The organism is Bacteroides parvus (assembly GCF_017309675.2).
In the GTDB taxonomy this organism is placed as follows: domain Bacteria; phylum Bacteroidota; class Bacteroidia; order Bacteroidales; family Bacteroidaceae; genus Bacteroides; species Bacteroides uniformis.
Map to the genome: position 1 here is coordinate 683,672 of NZ_CP084680.1, position 19,951 is coordinate 703,622.

At 48.2% G+C, this 19,951-nt stretch carries 16 protein-coding genes and 1 pseudogene; 9 read left to right on the forward strand and 8 right to left on the reverse strand.

The window, feature by feature from the left end:
* Positions 1-144: 144 nt before the first annotated feature.
* The 4 genes and pseudogenes from JXR92_RS02715 to JXR92_RS02730 all read right to left on the reverse strand — a co-directional run.
* Complete coding sequence (locus JXR92_RS02715; RefSeq protein WP_117600186.1) at positions 145-1,086, reverse strand: bifunctional riboflavin kinase/FAD synthetase; 942 nt, start codon at positions 1,084-1,086, stop codon at positions 145-147.
* Entirely contained in the window at positions 1,070-1,690 is a 621-nt protein-coding gene (locus JXR92_RS02720) for an HAD family hydrolase (RefSeq protein WP_005830542.1), read from the reverse strand. Before JXR92_RS02720 ends, JXR92_RS02715 begins: the two co-directional genes overlap by 17 nt.
* A 2-nt stretch (positions 1,691-1,692) precedes the next feature.
* Positions 1,693-4,377, reverse strand: coding sequence for a calcium-translocating P-type ATPase, PMCA-type (locus tag JXR92_RS02725; RefSeq protein ID WP_138344673.1), 2,685 nt, complete (start codon positions 4,375-4,377; stop codon positions 1,693-1,695).
* Between the two features lie 90 nt (positions 4,378-4,467).
* Positions 4,468-4,886: pseudogene (locus tag JXR92_RS02730) on the reverse strand (sensor histidine kinase); the annotation flags it as partial.
* A gap of 141 nt (positions 4,887-5,027) precedes the next feature.
* On the opposite strand from JXR92_RS02730, the gene rd reads away from it, so the two are divergent.
* A complete protein-coding gene (rd, locus tag JXR92_RS02735) occupies positions 5,028-5,189 on the forward strand; it encodes a rubredoxin (protein ID WP_005830549.1) in 162 nt (53 codons plus the stop codon).
* On the opposite strand, the gene JXR92_RS02740 is transcribed toward rd, so the two are convergent.
* Positions 5,186-6,883 carry a Na/Pi cotransporter family protein gene (locus tag JXR92_RS02740; protein ID WP_005834507.1) on the reverse strand — a complete coding sequence of 566 codons (1,698 nt, stop codon included), beginning with the start codon at positions 6,881-6,883 and terminating at the stop codon, positions 5,186-5,188. The two genes, rd and JXR92_RS02740, sit on opposite strands and share 4 nt — an antisense overlap.
* An 83-nt stretch (positions 6,884-6,966) precedes the next feature.
* Between JXR92_RS02740 and JXR92_RS02745 the strand changes: the two genes are divergently transcribed.
* Together JXR92_RS02745 and JXR92_RS02750 are read left to right on the forward strand one after the other, a co-directional pair.
* Positions 6,967-8,640 (forward strand): nucleoside kinase, encoded by a 1,674-nt coding sequence (locus JXR92_RS02745; RefSeq protein ID WP_005834505.1) that lies wholly within the window; start codon positions 6,967-6,969, stop codon positions 8,638-8,640.
* A 42-nt stretch (positions 8,641-8,682) separates the two neighbouring features.
* Positions 8,683-10,188: a sensor histidine kinase gene (locus JXR92_RS02750; protein ID WP_138344674.1), complete on the forward strand. Its 1,506-nt coding sequence runs from the start codon at positions 8,683-8,685 to the stop codon at positions 10,186-10,188.
* Positions 10,189-10,271: 83 nt separating this feature from the next.
* Here JXR92_RS02750 and JXR92_RS02755 read toward each other — a convergent pair whose 3' ends face one another.
* Positions 10,272-11,645: an aminopeptidase P family protein gene (locus tag JXR92_RS02755; RefSeq protein ID WP_117600183.1), complete on the reverse strand. Its 1,374-nt coding sequence runs from the start codon at positions 11,643-11,645 to the stop codon at positions 10,272-10,274.
* Between the two features lie 327 nt (positions 11,646-11,972).
* Between JXR92_RS02755 and rpoN the strand changes: the two genes are divergently transcribed.
* The 6 genes from rpoN (at position 11,973) to JXR92_RS02785 (ending at position 18,171) form a co-directional block, all read left to right on the forward strand.
* Entirely contained in the window at positions 11,973-13,463 is a 1,491-nt protein-coding gene (gene rpoN / locus JXR92_RS02760) for an RNA polymerase factor sigma-54 (protein WP_138344675.1), read from the forward strand.
* A gap of 93 nt (positions 13,464-13,556) precedes the next feature.
* Positions 13,557-14,219 carry a phosphatase PAP2 family protein gene (locus JXR92_RS02765; RefSeq protein ID WP_131225577.1) on the forward strand — a complete coding sequence of 221 codons (663 nt, stop codon included), beginning with the start codon at positions 13,557-13,559 and terminating at the stop codon, positions 14,217-14,219.
* Between the two features lie 68 nt (positions 14,220-14,287).
* Positions 14,288-14,668: a glycine cleavage system protein GcvH gene (gcvH, locus tag JXR92_RS02770; protein WP_117600283.1), complete on the forward strand. Its 381-nt coding sequence runs from the start codon at positions 14,288-14,290 to the stop codon at positions 14,666-14,668.
* Between the two features lie 109 nt (positions 14,669-14,777).
* Positions 14,778-15,287, forward strand: coding sequence for a 5-(carboxyamino)imidazole ribonucleotide mutase (gene purE, locus JXR92_RS02775; RefSeq protein ID WP_008662630.1), 510 nt, complete (start codon positions 14,778-14,780; stop codon positions 15,285-15,287).
* A 91-nt stretch (positions 15,288-15,378) separates the two neighbouring features.
* A complete protein-coding gene (locus JXR92_RS02780; protein ID WP_117964677.1) occupies positions 15,379-17,244 on the forward strand; it encodes a 4-hydroxy-3-methylbut-2-en-1-yl diphosphate synthase in 1,866 nt (621 codons plus the stop codon).
* A 12-nt stretch (positions 17,245-17,256) separates the two neighbouring features.
* Positions 17,257-18,171 (forward strand): glutaminase, encoded by a 915-nt coding sequence (locus JXR92_RS02785; protein ID WP_005834492.1) that lies wholly within the window; start codon positions 17,257-17,259, stop codon positions 18,169-18,171.
* A 6-nt stretch (positions 18,172-18,177) separates the two neighbouring features.
* On the opposite strand, the gene JXR92_RS02790 is transcribed toward JXR92_RS02785, so the two are convergent.
* On the reverse strand, positions 18,178-19,179 hold the full coding sequence (locus JXR92_RS02790; protein WP_005834489.1) for a metallophosphoesterase: 1,002 nt from the start codon (positions 19,177-19,179) through the stop codon (positions 18,178-18,180).
* The gene (locus JXR92_RS02795; RefSeq protein ID WP_005834487.1) at positions 19,176-19,946 is read right to left on the reverse strand and encodes a carboxylesterase family protein; all 771 of its coding nucleotides are present in this window, start codon (positions 19,944-19,946) and stop codon (positions 19,176-19,178) included. The genes JXR92_RS02790 and JXR92_RS02795 overlap by 4 nt, the downstream gene beginning before the upstream one ends.
* Positions 19,947-19,951: the final 5 nt, after the last annotated feature.

Here is a 19,951-nt window from a genome sequence, read left to right on the forward strand (position 1 = left end):
TTTTTTGATATGACAAAGAAAAACAGAAAATATTTATCGAAAAACAATAAAAAAAACACGTTTTACGATAAATATACAGAAAACAAACACTTCAAACGGGAAAATACATAGAACTGCAAGGGGATAAATGACCTCGCCTTATGTTTATAAAGAAAGAATGGATTTAATCTCCACCTCGTCACGGTGAAGCTGGGCAATAAGTTCTTCTATACTGTCGAATTTCAGTTCAGGACGGGTGCGGCGCACAAAGGAAAGACGCATCGGCTGCTGATAAATATCAGCATCAAACCGGAATATATGGACCTCAATACTGCGATCGGGTCCGTTCTCCAACGTAGGCCGGTAGCCAATGCTTAGCATACCGCCGTACTCCTTGCCTTCAACACAGACACGGACGGCATACACACCATCGCAGGGAATCAGCTTGTCAGAATCGGAAACACGGAGATTAGCCGTAGGAAAACCTATCTTACGCCCCACCTGATAGCCGCCGACAACCGTACCGTCCAAAAAGAAATCATATCCCAGATACTCGGCAGCTTCCGAAACGTTTCCCTCCAGCAACAGACCGCGAATAGCCGAGGAGCTGACAGTAACCTCCGTTACCGATGTCTCCTTACTATAAGAATACGCGCGTGCAAGAAGCACCTCCATACCCAATTCGCGACCATAGTGCACATAGTCTTCAAAACCCTCGCTGCGGTTATGCCCGAAACGATGGTCGTACCCCACTACCAAAGCTTGTATCTGATAGCGATCCTTCAGTATGGACATGAATTCCCGTGCCGAAAGCCGGGCTATTTCAGGAGTAAAATCAAGCATCATGCAATAATCCACCCCAGTCTTGGCAAGCAGGGAAACTTTCTCATCACAAGTGGTCAATAACTTCGGATGATAATCGGCCTGCATCACTTTACGCGGATGTACCGGAAAAGTCACGACCGACGAAGCAAGCCCACGCCCGGCAGCTACCGCACACACTTGCTCTATCAGGTAGCGGTGTCCCCGATGTACTCCGTCAAAGAAACCGATAGTGGCTACACTTGGACGGGAACCAATGTCCGATGTTTCACAAAACAACTGCATGTCTCCAATCCTCGTGGGCCTTTGGCGTATAGGTAGAAATACCCAACGCCTCCGCTGTCCGGCAATTGGCCTCAGAATCGTCAATGAAAAGAGTCTCGTTGGGAAGAATACCGGTCTCATCCAGTACTTTCTGAAATATATCGGCATCCGGTTTTGCCATCTTCATCTCATAAGAGAGATAGATATGCTCAAAAAAGTCCTCCGCACGGAAAGCCTTGTAGCGAAACGCGTGCAGACACGACCATTGCCAATGGATTTCATTGGTGTTGCTCAGCAGATAGACCACATATTTTTTGCGCAGTTCCAACAGTAAATCCAATTTAAAAGTAGGAATACTCACTAGGAAACTGTTCCAGGCGTCATCTATCTGGGCATCAGTCACCGGTTTCCCTATCTTTCCACGAATCACTTCCCGGAACTCCGCACTGGTAATCAACCCTTTTTCATATTTCTGGAAGAAATCCTGCTGGTGATAGAGGTCCAACATGACTTCCACGTCCGGCAATCCCAGCTTTCTGAAATTCTCTAAACAGCGCTGGCGGTCCAAATCAATCAGAACTCCGCCAAAATCAATAATAAGGTTCTTGATTCCTCTTCTTTTCATCACTATTTCTGTGTTAAACGTCGGATAAGGCGAACCAGTTCACCTATCCACAAAACAAACGAGGTAGAAACGACAATCGTCATCCAAGTCATAAAATCGAGCGGCACTGTGCGGAATACAGCTCCACCAAACTGTACAATCAGTATCTGTCCGCCCAAAATGGCAAGTATAATCAGCTCCATGCCATAAGATTTGGAAATACCCTTGAACGCCGAGTCCGAAGTGCCGAACACACGTGCATTGAACAAGTTCCAGAACTGAAGCATAACAAAGAACGTGAAGAACACAGTCAACCGATAGGTAGTCATCCCCCCCTCTTCACTGTTAAACCAGAAGAGCATTCCCATAAGCAATACCAGAAAGGCAAAACCCATTCCCAAAATGTAATACCTCATGGACTTGGTTATAATGAAATCCGTACTCTTACGCGGCTTTTCCTTCATCACGCTCTCACTGGGTGGAATGGACGCCAAGGCCAGGGCCGCAAACGTATCCATAATCAGGTTCACCCACAACATCTGCGTGACGGTCAAAGGAAGCGTCGTACCCACCAGTGAACCCAGGAGAACGATAAACAAAGCCACAAAATTGATAGTCAGTTGAAAAACAATGAAACGCTGTATATTCTTATATAGAGAACGTCCCCACATCACGGCCGTACCTATACTGTTGAAGGAGTCATCCAGCAACGTGATGTCGCTGGCCTCCTTGGCAACGGAAGTCCCGGTACCCATCGAAAGTCCCACTTGCGCATGGTTCAACGCAGGAGCATCATTCGTGCCGTCACCCGTCACAGCCACTACCGCACCTTTCTGCTGCAACAGTTGCACCAGACGCTGTTTGTCTGTGGGGCGTGCACGCGACATTATCTTCAAGTCCATCACACGGTCCAATGCCTCCTCATCCGTCAATTCGGCAAATGCAGCTCCCGTAATGCGGTTCTTTTCCGTATCCTCCGGTTTCCACAGACCAATCTGGCGTGCTATCTCGGTAGCCGTACCCGGTGTATCTCCCGTCACAATCTTCACTCCGATACCTGCCGACTGGCATTTGGCAACGGCCGCAGGCACATCCGGACGGATAGGATCACTGATGGCAACCACACCGAGGAACGACAAGTCATTTTCAGCAACCAATGACACACAATCAGACGCTTCCGCATCATCCACAATCTTGAATGCAAAGCCAAGTGTACGCATAGCCATATTCTGGTAGTTGAGCAACTGAGCCTCCACTGTAGAACGGTATTCCACCGCATCCACACGCTTGCCGTCCAACATGACATCCTTGCATTTACCCAAAACAATCTCGGGAGCTCCCTTCACATACAGCACCTTCTTCCCAATCAGGGGGGATTGCACCAGGGTAGCCATGAATTTCCTTTCCGTAGAGAAAGTCAGCTGGTCGATAACCGTAGCTTTCTCACGCAGCGCCAGATAGTCGCATCCTTGGCTGTTCAGCCAAAGCAGCAGTGCCACCTCCGTGGGGTTACCCACCCCTTTCGGCTTCTCGCCAGGCACCTCTTCTTCCAGGAAAGCAGTGGAGTTAGCACTGATACCTTCCATTACCAGCTTGCTGAGGTCATCATTCCCCAACTGCCCGTTATTCTTCAAACCATAGAAATTGGGTTCATGCACCTGCATCAGATTTTGGGTCAATGTACCGGTCTTGTCGGTACAAATCACTGTAATGGCTCCCATCGTCTCGCATGCATGCATCTTGCGCACCAGATTGTTGGTGGAGAGCATACGGCGCATGTTCAACGCCAGACTGAGTGTTACGCTCATCGGCAATCCTTCGGGCACAGCCACCACAATCAGGGTAACTGCCATCATAAAGTATTGCAAAGTAGCCTGCAAGGCCGGCAGCCAATCACGGAAGGTGTGGAATGAAGAAAAGTCATAGACCAGTACCACATCCTTTACAAAGAAAATGAGAAAAGCCAGACCCGCTACGGAAAAGCCAATCTTTCCAATTAGATTGGCCAATTTGGTCAACTGAATATTCAGTGGAGTAGGTTCCGTATTCTGTTCGGTACTTTGACGTGCCACTTTACCGATTTCCGTAGCATCGCCCACAGCCTCCACACGCATGGCGCCATGTCCATCCACCACCGTTGTACCGCGTAAAATGCGGTTGGAAGCATACGTAGCCTCTTCGTCAAAGTCGGCTTCTACGGTAGTTTTCGTCACTACCGGCTCACCGGTCAGATTCGATTCGTTCACTTGCAGGGAAATGGCTTCCAGCAATTCACCGTCCGCCGGAACCTCTTCACCGGTTTCCAGCACCACGATATCACCCACCACTACATCTTTACGGGGAATCTCCTGCACATGTCCGTTACGAATTACTTTCACCAAAGTTTCTTCGTTCACTGCATTCAGCAGGTCAAACTTCTTTCCGGCATCATATTCAAAGAAGAAACCGATACCGGTAGCCAGCAGAATGGCTACTATAATGCCGATAGTCTCGGCATATTCATTCTCTACAATGGAAATAATCAAAGAAAACAGAGCGGCAACCAGCAATACCCTTACTACGGGGTCCTCAAACTTCTCCAGATACAATTTCCATAAAGAAGGCCGTTTAGGAGGCGTCAATAAATTTACTCCATGTTCCTCGCGGCTCTTCCGCACTTGTTCGTCGGTCAGCCCGACATGATAATAATCATCCTTTATTGCAGTCATGCAAGTCTTTAGGTTTAATTTTGGAACGCAAAAATACAATAATAATCCGGGAAAACAATACCTATATAATGATTAGTGATTAATTGACTGTCATCGATTCTCTTTTTCCCTTACCAGTTTCGGTCCGGTTGCAGGCTCCCACGGCAATGTGAACCAGAAAGTCGAACCTGCCCCTTCTTCCGATTCCACGCCTATTTCGCCTCCCTCAATTTGCGGACAATGGTCTGGCAAATGGAGAGCCCCAGTCCGGTACCTTCCTTTCCCTGCTTCAGCTTGACGAAACGTTCAAAAACATGTGGCAACTTCTCCTAAGGAATATCGGTTCCCGTGTCTTTTACGTAGAAATAACTTTGCACAATTTCCAGTAACAGTATCTCCTCCTCGCCCGTCGATGCAGAGGCCAGCAATTCCGAGAATCCGACAATTACGTTCAACGGAGTACAGACTTCATGGCTCATATTCGCCAGAAACACCGATTTGGAACAGCCGGCATTCTCTATGGCATCCCGCATAATCGCACAGAACAGCTTGTCGGCCATTTTCATAAATGTTGTTTTAATAAGAAACAAAAATAGACTATTTTGTTCAACAATAAAACAAAAAGGGCTTTTAAACGTTATTATAGAAGAATAAACCTAAAAAAGAAATTTATGGAAAAGTACATTTGCACTGTATGCGATTATGTCTATGACCCTGAATTAGGCGACCCTGAAAATGGAATAGAACCAGGAACATCTTTCGAAGACCTTCCCGAAGATTGGGTTTGCCCCTTGTGCGGAGTAGGCAAAGAAGAATTTGAGAAAGCGTCCTAAGACGCTTTCTTTTCTTTTATATCGCTGCTGGCCTCCACTACATTCACCACATAGTCGCCCAGCTTTTCACATTCTGCAATGATGTCCATATAGTAAACACCCATCTGGTAATCATATTCCTTGTTGTTCACATCCAAAATATTCTGGTTCTTCAGCTGATTGCGGTAATTATTGATTTCGTTCTCCAAATTAAAGGACTTGTTCACATCCGCGCCTGCATGCTCCGGATGTTCCACCACGACAATCATCTGCTCCAAGGCATCATCCGTCAGCTTCATCATGAAATGGATATGCTCGTACTGCTTCTCGGTGAAATCCTGGTTGGTCTGGCGCTTGCGGTTGATGGTACGTGCCAGATTATAGCAGCTGTCGCCGATGCTCTCTATCTCCGTCACTTCACGCAGCATGGCACGTATCTGCAACTTACTTTCCGAACTCAGGCGCCCTTCGGACACTTGATTCAGATAATTGGCAATCTCCAGCTCCATGCTGTCACTGATATTCTCGTACTTCTCCACACGGCTGAACACTTTGTTGAAATCATCATCCTTCTCCGTATGCAGCAAGTCCTGCACCATTCCGAACATACGGCGGGTACGTTCGGCAAAGAGATGTATTTCCTTGCTTGCCTGCAAGATGGACAGCTCTGCCGTAGAAAGCATACCGCCCGAGATAAAACGCAAGCGATATTCCTCGTCCTGCTCCTTCATTGGAATAATGGCACAGACCGTACGTTCGATAAACTTCACGAACCATATCAATATCAGCACGTTGCAGATATTGAAGCAAGTATGGAATGCCGAAAGCTTGAAGGATACGGCCACAGCCGGATCTTTAGTACCCATCACGTTCTCTACGAACCATGACACAGCCTCGGTAAAGGGGGTAAAAAGACACAACACCCATATCACACCAAACACATTGAATACCAAATGAGCCAAAGCAGCCCTCCTCGCCTGCGTATTACCGGTCAGCGCCGCAAGGTTTGCCGTGATGGTTGTACCGATATTCTCTCCCAAAACCAGTGCTGCCCCCAATTCGAAACTAATCCAGCCGTTGGCGCACATAATAAGCGTAATGGCCATAGTTGCCGCAGATGCCTGCACAATCATGGTCAACACCGTACCGATACCCACAAAAAGGAGTATGGAGATAAAGCCCATGTCGGTATAGTCCTGCACAAATGACAGCATATCAGGATTTTGGCTCAAGTCAGGAGCATTGTTTTTCAAATAGGAAAGCCCCATGAACAAGAATGAGAAACCGAAAATAAATTCACCGACAGACTTGCGGTTACTTTTTTGAGAGAAGAGGAGAGGAATGCCGAAAGCAAGAAGAGGAAGAGCAAAGGCGGCAATGTCCACCTTGAAACCTAAAGCTGAAATAATCCATGCCGTAACAGTCGTACCGATATTAGCACCCATTATGACACCTATGGACTGTGAAAGCGTTAACAACCCCGCATTGACAAAACTTACAACCATCACCGTGGTTGCAGAGGAAGATTGTACAAGTGCTGTAATCAGCACGCCCGTCAACACACCGGTCACTCTGTTGGTTGTCATTGCGGTCAATATTTTCCGCAGTCTGTCACCGGCAAATTTTTGAAGCCCCTCACTCATAATCTTCATTCCGTAAAGAAACAGTGCCAATGAGCCGAGTAGCTTTAAAAAATCATAAAAAGAATATTCCATCTTTAATTATTTAAGGTGTTTCATTCCTTCACGTGTTATAATGTCCTATATTTAACGTGTCAACCCACTAAAAACGAGACATCATGAAACACATGTTACAAATTTGTTGCAAAAATAATAATATTTCTAAAGAATTCCCTATAGGGAGCTCACTTTTGGATATTTATTACGGTTTTAATCTAAATTTCCCCTATCAGGTAGTCAGTGCAAAAGTCAACAACCGTTCCGAAGGACTGAATTTCCGTGTATACAACAATAAGGATGTAGAGTTTCTCGACATACGTGACTCCTCAGGCATGCGCACTTATGTCCGTTCCCTCTGCTTCATTCTTTACAAAGCTGTCAGCGAGCTGTTTCCGGAAGGAAAACTGTTCGTAGAGCATCCGGTATCCAAAGGTTACTTCTGTAACTTGCGCATCGGCCGTTCCATAGAGCTGGAAGATGTGACCGCCATCAAGAAACGGATGCAGGAAATCATCGCCGAAAACATCCCCTACCATCGTGTAGAATGCCACACCACCGAGGCTGTGCGTATCTTTAGCGAACGGGGCATGAACGACAAGGTTAAGCTGCTGGAAACCTCCGGCTCGCTATATACCTATTATTACACATTGGGCGACACCGTAGACTACTACTACGGCAACCTGCTGCCCAGTACCGGGTTCATCTGGCTGTTCGACATCGTGAAGTATTACGACGGCCTGCTGCTGCGTATCCCCAACAAGGAGAACCCGAATGTACTGGAAGAAGTGGTGAAACAGGAGAAGATGCTCGACGTATTCAAGGAACACCTGCGCTGGAACTACATCATGGGGCTGAGTAACGTGGGCGACTTCAACCTGGCTTGCGAGACAGGCCATGCCACCGACCTCATCAACGTAGCCGAAGCCCTGCAGGAGAAAAAGATAGCCCAAATAGCTGACGACATCTACCACCGCGGCGAAAACGGAAACCGGGTGAAGCTCGTACTCATCTCCGGTCCATCGTCCTCCGGAAAGACGACTTTCAGCAAGCGGCTCAGCGTGCAGTTGATGACCAACGGCCTGCGTCCCTATCCCATCTCGCTGGACAACTACTTCGTAGACCGTGAAGACACCCCACGCGACGAAAACGGAAACTACGACTACGAATCACTCTACGCCCTCGACCTCGAACTCTTCAACACCCAGCTGCAGGCATTGCTCCGTGGCGAAGAAGTGGAGCTGCCCCGCTTCAACTTCAACCTCGGGAAGAAAGAGTACAAGGGCGACAAACTTCGCATCGACGAGCATACCATCCTCATCCTGGAAGGAATCCATGCCCTGAACCCTGAACTGACACCACAGATTCCCGCCGCCAGCAAATACAAGATTTATGTATCCGCCCTAACCACCATCTCGCTGGACGACCACAACTGGATTCCCACCACGGACAACCGCCTGCTGCGCCGCATCATCCGCGACTTCAACTACCGCGGCTACTCGGCACAAGAGACCATTTCACGCTGGCCCAGTGTACGTGCCGGCGAGGACAAATGGATATTCCCCTACCAGGAAAATGCCGACGTTATGTTCAACTCTGCCCTCTTGTTCGAATTCGCCGTGCTCCGCTGCCACGCAGAGCCCATCCTTACCAGTGTTCCACGGAACTGTCCGGAATACGCAGAAGCCTACCGGTTGCTGAAATTCATCAAATATTTCACCCCCGTGCAGGACAAAGAAATTCCACCGACATCCTTATTGAGAGAATTTTTAGGAGGCAGTAGCTTCAAATACTAAGTTTTTATTCTAACTTTGTGAGCAAATAAAACAAACGTACACATGAAAAAAATTATTTCGATACTTCTCTTAGCGACTTTCTGCATCTTTACTCAACTCCATGCGCAAAACCGTGCAGACGAATTGATGAAACAAGCACAAGAAAATCTTACGAAAAAAGAATATATCAAAGCCCGCTATCTATTCCTGCAAGCCTACAATGCCTTTGCCACGCAAGACAAGTATGCCCAGGCAGTGGAATGCGGCGTCAATGCCAGCGCCCTCTACCATCGGGAGAATTACTATAAAGAAGCTTTTGAACTGCTGCGCGGTGCCGAGCAAGTGGTGGCAACCGGCGAACAGAAAACGGGCAAGGCCATGCCCAACCTACGTTTCCGCATCAACAAGGAACGCCTGCAGATGTACATCAACCTGAAAAATCCCGCACGTGCCAAGGAACAGCTGACCAAACTGGAAGAGACCGCCAAAGCCTCTCACAACGACTCTCTGAGCAACGACCTGCTTTATACGCAGGCCAACTATTACTACACCTTCGGCATGAACACACAAGGTGATGCGGCTACCAACCGCCTGATAGGGCAATATAAGGAACAGAAGAACTACGCCAAAGTAGACGAATGCTACAAGACTCTTATCAGTATCGCCCGCAAAGCAAACAATGCCGGACTGGTGGCACGCACCTACGACAAGTACATCCTATGGACCGACTCCGTAAAGGCGCTTACCGCCCAAGAGGAACTGAACGCCCTGAAGAAGAAATACGATGAAAGCCTGGCCACTATCCAGGAGAAAGATGATTCCCTAAGCGCCAAGCAGTACATCATCATCGGGCTTTGCATACTCGCCGCCATCCTTGCCGCCGCACTGGTATTCGGCGCCATCGTATTGCTGCGTTTCATCATCCTCACCCGTAAACAGAAGAAGGCCATCAGCATTGCCAATGAGCACAATGAGCTGAAAACCAAATTCATCCAGAACATTTCCGCCCAGATGGAACCGACACTGGACACGCTCGACGCCTCACTGCCGGGCATAAAAGCCCTGCATGCATTCTCCAACCATATCCAGGAACTGTCCGAGTTGGAAACTACCTTGTCCGAACCCTACGAAATGCAGGAAAAGAATATCTCCACTTTCTGTGAAGGCATCATGGACAAAATCAAAGGGATGACACAAGAGGATGTCACCTTGACCGTGAACGCTCCAAAACTGAATGTGAAAATCAACCCTGAGCAACTGGAACGCGTCTTGTTGCATTTGTTGGAAAACGCCGCCGAGCACACCCCTGCCGGAGGGAAAATATGGCTGGACTTCAAGAAACGCGGTGCGCACACCCACCAGTTCATCATCAGCGACACCGGTTGCGGTATCCCCGAGGAGCAACGCGAAAACATCTTCAAGCCTTTCACCGAAGTAAAGGACTTGACGCAAGGCGACGGTCTGGGACTACCCATCTGCTCACTGATTGCCACCAAGATGAACGGCAGCCTGACACTGGACAGCAGCTACAACAAGGGAGCACGGTTCGTTCTGGAACTACACGCATAAACCATACATATTGTATTTGAAAGCCGCTTGTCACCGGCATTACCGGGACAAACGGCTTTCTGTATATATTAAAAATGTGGTTATCAACGTAATGCCTCCACCTCTTCCGGCGTCAGCGGAATTTTCTTACCCAAACGGTGCGCTCCCGTTTCGGTAATCAGATAATCCTCCTCATTGCGGATGCCACCGAAATTACGGTATTCTTCCACCTTATCATAGTCAATGAAGTCCATAAACTTCTTCTCTCCTCTCCACAAATCAATCAACTCGGGAATGAAATAAATGCCCGGCTCAACCGTATGCACAAAGCCCGGTTCCAGAGGGATAGCAAGGCGCTGGCTCTTGCGACCGAACTGCGTACTCTTGGGCTGGCCGTCATAGCCTACCCAAAGCTCACCCAGGTTCTCCATATCGTGCACGTCCAGGCCCATCATGTGTCCCAGTCCGTGGGGATAGAACAAAGCATGCGCCCCTTCGCGTACGGCATCTTCAGCATTGCCCTTCATTAAGCCCAGCTCTTTCAGCCCTTCCACCATCACTTGGGCGGAAAGCTCGTACACCTTCATATAAGGAATGCCCGGACGGAGGGCTTTGACAGACTCTAAGTGCATGGCGTTCTGGATTTCGTAAACGGCACGCTGGCGTGGAGTAAAAGCTTTGTCCGCAGGCACGGTGGACGACATGTCGCCACAGTAACCCGAAGGAAGCTCGGCGCCGGCATCAATCAGGAAGAGGTCACCCGGCTTTACTTTATTTCCATGATAGTGGTTGTGCAAAGTCTGCCCGTTGATAGTAGCAATCGTGGCAAAAGACAGCTCGCAGTTGTTCATCTCGGCGATACGGTTCATTTCGGCCACAACCTCGTATTCGTACATGCCCGGACGAAGCACCTTCATTGCGGTGATGTGCATGTCAGCAGTCACGTCGCATGCCTTTTCTATTTCCGCTATTTCTTCTGCCGACTTGTAGTTGCGCTGTGCCACCACCGCACGGATAAACGGTACAGACCCTTCCTGACGTGCCGGAGGAACACCCAGCCAGTCCATCAGTTTCAACTTATGCTCGGCACGATAAGGGGGCAAATAATGGATGGTCTGTCCCTTCTGTACAGCCTTGTGCAGATAACCGACGATGTCGGCAAAAGGACGGGTTTCGGAAATTCCCACAGCAGAAGCCTTTTCGTGAAGGGTGGGCTGGGTACCCATCCAGACAATATGGTCGATGGTCAGCTCATCGCCAAAAATGATTTCTTTATCTTCATCTATGTCGATGAGAGCTGACAGCCCGGCAAATGACAAGCCAAAATAGTAGAGAAAAGTGGAATCCTGGCGGTAACGGAAAGTATTGTCCTCATAGTTCAAACCTTGTTCATCGTTACCCAAAAACAGTAACACTCCGGAGCCTATCGTTTTTTTCAGCTGGGCCCTGCGCTGCACATACGTTTCTTTAGCAAACATAACATTCCTTGTTTTAGTAGTTATAGGACAAAGATATAGATAATCTTTGAAAGAAGATAATACAAAAAGGAGATTAATCTATATAGTTCATAATCAGAAGACTATTTTGCCAACGTTTTTCAAGCCTTTGGCAAAGTTTTGCCACCGCGTTGGCAAAGTCTTGCCATAGGCATGGCAAAAGTTTGCCAAGCTATTGGCAAAAGCTTGTTTCCTCTTTTCTTGTTAAATATCATCAGAGAGGTTTCGTGTTATCGAACTATTCACTATTTTTGCGGTAAATATCTGAAAGAAGATGCACAATGAGTGCATAGAATAATTTATAAAAATATGGCACAAGGCTCCCGACAAGTACAGACCCAAGCGCAACAGCAGATACAAACGCTGTCGCCGCAACAAATTCTGGTGGTAAAGCTGCTGGAACTTCCCGCCGTGGAACTAGAGGACCGCGTACGTGCCGAACTTCTGGAAAATCCGGCACTGGAAGAGGGTAAGGAGGATACTCCCAGCGACGAATACCCCGACACACCCGATGCGGAAACCGGCTCAGAAGACGGTGGAGACACCAGCTATGATTCTTTAAGCGATTATCTGAACGAAGACGATATCCCCGACTACAAGCTGCAGGAGAACAACCGCAGCAAAGGGGAGCAGGCAGAAGAAATCCCTTTTTCCGACGCCACCTCCTTCTATGAAACCTTGCGCCAGCAGCTCGGCGAGCAGGACTTGACTCCGCACCAGCGCGAACTGGCCGAATATCTCATCGGCTCGCTGGACGACGATGGCCTGCTGCGCAAATCGCTGGACAGTATCAGCGACGAACTCGCCATCTACGCCGGTATCGACGCTTCTCCCAAAGAGCTGGAAGAAGTATTGAAGATTATACAAGACTTCGACCCCGCCGGTCTGGGCGCCCGCACCCTACAAGAGTGCCTGCTCATCCAGATTCGACGTAAGGAAGCGCAACGGCCCATGCCCTCGCCTCCACAATACTATATAGAAGAAGATATTCTTACCCAGTGCTACGAAGAGTTCACCCGCAAGCATTGGGACAAGATTATGCAGAAATTAGGTATCAGCGAAGATACCCTGCAACAAGCCGTTAAGGAAATCTGCAAGCTGAATCCCCGTCCCGGTGCCTCGCTCGGCGAAGCCATCGGCAAGAACATGCAGCAGATTGTGCCCGACTTCCTGGTAGACACTTATGACGACGGTACCATCAACGTGACACTGAACAACCGCAACGTGCCGGAACTGCGCATGAGCCGCGACTTCACCGAGATGGTGGAAGAACACACCAAGAACCGGGCCAACCAGTCCAAGGAATCCCGCGAAGCCATGATGTTCCTCAAACAAAAAATGGATGCCGCACAAGGTTTCATCGACGCCGTGAAGCAACGCCAGAATACGCTGATGACTACCATGCAGGCCATCATAGACCTGCAACGTCCTTTCTTCCTCGAAGGAGACGAGTCATTGCTCCGCCCCATGATTCTGAAAGATGTTGCCGAACGCACCGGGTTGGACATCTCGACCATCTCCCGTGTGAGCAACAGCAAGTATGTACAGACCAACTACGGCATCTACCCGCTGAAGTTCTTCTTCAACGACGGCTACACAACCGAAGACGGCGAAGAGATGTCTGTACGCGAAATACGCAAGATACTCAAAGAGTGCATTGACAACGAGGACAAGAAAAAGCCTCTGACCGATGACGAACTGACCGAGCTGCTGAAGGAGAAAGGCTATCCCATAGCCCGCCGCACGGTGGCAAAGTATCGCCAACAGATGAATATCCCCGTGGCAAGACTGAGAAGATGAGAGAAAAGGATGAGCGATTAGGGATTAAGGTTTAAAGATTAGTGCATTCAAATAGTAAATTGTAAATAGTCAAATCGTAAATAAAATTAGGTTGTGGAAGAGCATATTATAGCAGATAAAACTTTAATCAGAACAGCGAAAGTGATTTCGGCGGTATTCACACCGTTCTCCATCCCTTTCCTGGCTTTTCTGGTTCTGTTTATATTCTCGTACCTGCGCATCATGCCGTTGCAGTACAAGTTGATAGTATTGGGCGTGGTGTATTGCTTCACCATCCTGATGCCTACACTGACTATCTTCATCTTCCGCAAAATCAACGGTTTCAGTCCGGAAGAACTGGTGGAACGAAAAAAGAGATACATTCCCTTTATTCTGACCATCACTTCCTATGTATTCTGCCTGCTCATGATGCACCGGCTCAATATCCCGTGGTATATGACCGGCATCATACTCTCCGCTCTGGTAATGATGATAATCTGCGTCATTGTCAACTTAAAATGGAAACTGAGCGAACACATGGCAGGCGCCGGAGCCGTAATTGGCGGACTGGTAGCTTTCAGTGCCTTGTTCAGCTACAATCCCGTATGGTGGCTATGCCTCTTTATACTGGTGGCTGGCGTGCTGGGCACCGCCCGCATCATCCTACGACACCACACCCTGGGCGAAGTTATGGGAGGCTTTGCCGTAGGGCTTCTTTGCTCGTTGCTGGTACTCCACCCGCTGAGCAACATATTGTTCCGAATCTTCCTTTTTTAAGAGCCTTGTTTAATTTTTAATTTTCAACTTTTAATTTACATAGTATCAACCCTTAAAAACTAATGATCATGAATTTCCCGACTAATGTAAAGTACACCAAAGAACACGAATGGATTCGCCTGGAAGGTGATGTAGCCTATGTAGGTATTACCGATTACGCACAAGAGCAACTGGGCGACATTGTGTTTGTCGACATCCCAACCGAAGGTGAAACGTTGGCCGCCAACGAAGTGTTCGGCACCATTGAAGTAGTAAAAACCATTTCAGACCTCTTCCTGCCCGTAAGCGGAGAAATTCTGGAACAGAACGAAGCGCTTGCTGACCAACCGGAACTGGTAAACCAGGACCCGTACGGCGAAGGCTGGCTCATCAAAATCAAACCCGCCGCTGATGCCGACTTCGACAGCCTGCTGGATGCCGAAGCCTACAAAGCGCTGATAAACGAATGAAATGAAAGGATTAGGGATTAGCACCGGACGGAATGATAGCGCAGTCCCTAACCCCTAATCGTTAATCCCTAACCCTTATAAAATTAACCCTTTAATAATTTAAAGATTCATGTCTCCAATCGTTAGCATCATCATGGGCAGCACTTCCGACCTCCCCGTTATGGAGAAGGCCGCGCAATTGCTCAATGACCTGCATGTACCGTTCGAAATGAACGCTCTCTCTGCTCACCGCACACCGGAAGCAGTGGAGGAATTTGCCAAGAATGCCCGCCAACGCGGCATTAAAGTGATTATTGCCGCTGCCGGTATGGCTGCCGCACTGCCCGGCGTCATTGCTGCCAATACCACACTGCCGGTAATCGGGGTTCCCGTAAAAGGGTCTGTACTCGATGGCGTAGACGCCCTCTACTCTATCATCCAGATGCCTCCGGGCATACCGGTAGCCACCGTTGCCATTAATGGTGCCATGAACGCTGCCATCCTTGCCGTACAGATGCTGGCACTGAGCGATTCCTCATTGGCTGAAACATTCGCCGCCTATAAAGAAGGGCTGAAAAAGAAAATAGTTAAGGCAAATGAGGACTTGAAGGAGGTGAAGTACGAATACAAGACTAATTGAGGGATTAGGGATAAGGGATTAGTAAGATGATATGTAGTCACTGATCCCTTATCACTAATCATTTATCACTAAACGCTAATCACTTATTACCGTGGATTTATTCAACTATTCCCGACGGGAAACATCAGAAGTAAACATTGGAGCCACCCCTATGGGCGGCTCCAATCCTATCCGCATACAAAGTATGACGAACACCGCTACGCAGGACACAGAAGCCAGTGTGGCGCAAGCCAAACGTATTGTCGACGCCGGAGGAGAGTATGTACGCCTCACGGCCCAAGGCATCAAAGAGGCTGAAAACCTGATGAATATCAACATAGGCCTACGCCAGGACGGATATATGGTGCCGCTTGTGGCCGACATTCACTTCAACCCGAAGGTAGCGGACGTGGCAGCACAGTATGTAGAAAAAGTACGCATCAATCCGGGAAACTATGTGGATGCAGCACGTACTTTCAAACATTTGGAGTATACCGATGAAGAGTATGCCCAGGAGTTGCAGAAGATACACGACCGCTTTGTCCCCTTCCTTAATATCTGCAAGGAGAACCATACTGCCATCCGCATCGGCGTGAACCACGGTTCATTATCCGACCGCATCATGTCGCGCTATGGCGATACACCGGAAGGCATGGTGGAATCTTGTATGGAGTTTCTGCGCATCTGCGTGCAAGAGAATTTCACGGATGTAGTCATTTCCATCAAGGCGTCCAATACAGTGGTCATGGTAAAGACAGTGCGCTTGCTGGCAGCCGTAATGGAACAAGAAGGCATGCGATTCCCGCTGCATCTCGGTGTAACGGAAGCCGGAGACGGAGAAGACGGGCGCATCAAGTCAGCCCTGGGCATCGGTGCCCTGCTGGCAGATGGTTTGGGTGACACTATCCGGGTTTCCCTGAGTGAAGCTCCGGAGGCAGAAATCCCCGTAGCCCGCAAACTGGTGGATTACATTGTACAACGACACGACCACCCCTACATCCCCGGAGCAGATGTACCGGAATTCAATTATCTCTCTCCCACCCGCCGCAAGACCGGTGCCGTACACCATATCGGTGGAGACAATCTGCCTGTGGTCATCGCTGCACGCCTGGACGGAGATATGGACTTCAACCCGCAATTCATGCCGGACTATATCTATACGGGGCGCTCCATCCCCCGGCAACTTCCGGAAGGCATGCAATGCATCATCGATGCCGATGTCTGGATGGAGCACAGTAACGGCGGAACGGAACCGGACAATGCCTGGCCCGCCTTCAAAGGAGACCAGCTTCCTTTCCTAAGCAGCTGCGGCGCTTCTTTGAAATTCCTCTTCATCACGTACATGGGGCTGAATGACGAAGCCATCGCCTGCCTGAAGTATCATCCGGAAGTCGTATTAGTTTCACAAAGCAATCACCCCAACCGATTGGGAGAACAACGCGCCCTGGTACACCAAATGATGAAGGAAGACCTGAAAAACCCGGTAGTATTCTTTGAACACTACGCAGAAAGCGAACTGGAAAATCTGCAAATCAAAGCGGCTGCAGACATGGGAGCACTTATCTTCGACGGTCTGTGCGACGGTATCCTTCTCTTCAACCAAGGAGAAACCATAAGCGGCAAAGTAGTGGATGCCACTGCTTTCGGTATCCTGCAAGCCGGACGTGTACGTACCAGCAAGACCGAATACATCTCTTGTCCCGGCTGCGGACGCACCCTCTACGACCTGGAAAGTACCATTGCCCGTATCAAGGCAGCCACCGGCCATCTGAAAGGACTCAAGATAGGAATCATGGGATGCATTGTCAACGGTCCCGGAGAAATGGCCGATGCTGATTATGGCTATGTAGGCGCCGGACGAGGCAAAATCAGCCTCTACAAGAAGAAGGAGTGCATCGAAAAGAACATTCCCGAAGAAGAGGCGGTGGAAAAGCTGATAGAACTCATTAGGGACAATGGCGACTATATAGAGAAATAAAAGAACTATAATATGGATTATCAGAAAATACTGAAAGGTATTCATCAAGAAATAGAGCCTTATGCCACTATTGGCAAGCAAGCTGATTACATTCCGGCACTCGCCAAAATCAATCCGGACCAGTTCGGAATGTGCATTCACACCATACAAGGCGAAACCTTCATGCATGGAGAAGCTACTACCGGCTTCTCCATACAAAGTATTTCGAAAGTATTTTCCCTTGCCATGTGCCTAAGCCTTGAAGGAGACAATCTATGGAAAAGAGTGGGTAAAGAACCCTCGGGCACTGCTTTCAACTCGCTAGTGCAACTAGAGGTAGAAAAAGGTATTCCCCGAAATCCATTTATCAATGCCGGCGCCATTGTGATGACCGACATTCTATTGAGCCATTTAAAGCATCCAAAAGAGGAATATATCCGTTTTGTCCGTTCACTCAGCAGAAACAACCAGATTGATTATAATGAAGAAGTAGCCCTATCCGAACGCGAAAACGGCTACCTGAATGCGGCAATTACCAATCTGTTGAAATATCATCATAACATAAACAATGACATAGAACGCGTACTCCGCTTCTATTTCCTGCAATGCTCCATAGAGATGAGCTGTTATGATTTGTCTAAGGCATTTTTACCTTTCGCCAACCATAAACAAGCCTTTGCGTTCGAAAACATCACTCTGACCTCCTCTCAGGTAAAAAGGATCAATGCCATCATGCAAACATGTGGTTTTTATGACGAAGCCGGAGAGTTCTCTTATCTAGTAGGCCTTCCTGGAAAAAGTGGTGTAGGAGGCGGCATAGCTGCAGTTTATCCACTGCGTTATTCAGTCGCAGTATGGAGCCCAAGACTGAACCAGAAAGGGAATTCCGTTATGGGCATCAAGGCTTTGGAACTGCTGACCACACAGACACAGGAATCTATTTTCTGAAAAATTTCAGCGTAGATATTTATCAAAGTCCACCTCTTTGAACTTAAAGTTATGATGTTCGGAGGGGTGGTAGGCTTTATTCCAAGTAGAATAGGTTTTCACATCTATCTCCCTTGTCTTCCGGTTAAAAGTTACAATACGTAAGTAGCCTTCACCTCCCAATCTACTACCTTCCACACCACGCTGATAGTTTGCCAGCATCTGATACACTTTATTTCCCTCTTTCCCTATAGAGACCAGCGTGCCGACTCCGCTTTTCAAGACATGCCCACAAAAGACAGCTATCACATTGCGATGTTTGAGAAGCAATTTCTCCCAGATTCCAGCACCATCGTTCACTGTGCGCCCAGACTCTTTGCCGATGCCATATCCTTGAGGGCGCCACCAGTCTTTCCCGTCATGCAACGTACTGTCACAATACAAATAGGCGTGTGTATTCAATATGACAAGCTTATCCGGATGAATACCCACTATGGAATCGGCCCATTGCAGAGCCTCATCAGAAGGCCCGAATTCCAGATTCAAGACCAGCCAATCGGTATCGCCCGACCTGAAATTTATGAAATAGTTATCCAATGTCTTTCCATCTGCACTACCTCCCCAATAGCTCTTCCGCTTATAGCCGGAAAGAGGAAAATACTTGTTGGCCATTGCAGTGTTATGTATGTCCGAAAACTTACCGGGTTTACTGCCAATATCGTGATTTCCCCATACGACAGAATAAGGTATTCCTGCTTGGCTGACACGATGAAAAGCTTTCTGCATATATGCCCATTCCACCGGAGAATTATCTTGTGTCAAATCTCCCACTTGGAACACGGCATCTATTTTCTTACGGTTGGCAACCAACCAGTCCACTTGCGAATCGAAGACCTCCGGACATTGCTCCAGATAAGTCTGCGTATCCGGCAATACCACAAAAGTACTTACCCGACCGGAAGTGGTGCAAGAAGTTAAAAAAGCGCCCCCTAAAAAGAGCGCTCCGATAACAGACAATATTCTCATCATTTTTTCTTCTGATTAAACAGCCACTCCATAAAATCAGGATAGTTGAAAGCCGGATTCCAACTACCATGATTACAACCAGGAAATTCAATATATTCCACATCGGCACCAATAGCTTTCAAGGCCCGATATGCTGCACGCGATCCTTCAGGAGTTACTACATTATCCGCATCTCCATGAAAAATACGGAACTTGACCGATTTGCCAGCCTTCAACCGTGCCGGATTCACTGTTCCACAAATAGGTATTGCTGCCGCAAAAATCTCCGGATAGCGGACAGCCATGTCAAATGTACCCATTCCTCCCATAGAAAGTCCCATAACATAGATACGGTCTTTGTCTATCTGCGGCATGGCCAGATAGAAATCCAACAACTCTTTCAACGTACGGAAAATAGGAGAAACAGGCACTTCCAACGGCATATCTGCCGGAGCAAAAGATGAAGGGCGCTCCGTATATGCCCAATATCCGGTTTCAGGACACTGCGGAGCCAAAATAAACGCCGGATACTTTTCGCGGTTTACAGGATTAAGCCACATCTGCCCACCATGAACCAATTGTTTCTCATTATCATTGCCACGCTCTCCGGCACCATGCAGGAAAAGCACCAAAGGATACTTTTCATCAGGTTTCATCACCTCTGGACGCAACAAACGATACAACAATGTATCTCCACGGGAAGAGATATAAGTTTCCTTTTGAAAGGTTTCTTGTGCAAACGAAAACAAGAAAAAGAATAATCCACAAAGGATGCCGATTATACGTTTCATCTTAT